At 58.6% G+C, this 244-nt stretch carries 1 pseudogene; it reads left to right on the forward strand.

Going from position 1 to position 244, the window contains the following annotated elements:
* A pseudogene (locus C1X29_RS30205) lies at window positions 1-244 on the forward strand (MFS transporter); the annotation flags it as partial.

Genomic DNA, 244 nt, shown 5'->3' on the forward strand with positions numbered 1-244 from the left:
GCATTACCGGCGGCCTTGGCAATGCGCTGGTCCAGGTCAACCTCAACTTCGCGCAAGGCACGCTCGGGCTCAACACCAATGAGAGCGCGTGGCTGACGGCGGCCTATTACATGACCAACGTCACCGCGAATTTGCTGCTCGTGAAATATCGCCAGCAATTCGGCCTGCAGCCGTTCATTCGCTACATGCTGCTGGCCTATGCCGCGACCACGCTGATGCATTTGTTCGTCCACGGTTTCTGGAC

The sequence above is a fragment of the Pseudomonas sp. GW456-12-10-14-LB2 genome (assembly GCF_002884345.1).
In the GTDB taxonomy this organism is placed as follows: Bacteria; Pseudomonadota; Gammaproteobacteria; order Pseudomonadales; family Pseudomonadaceae; genus Aquipseudomonas; species Aquipseudomonas paraglycinae.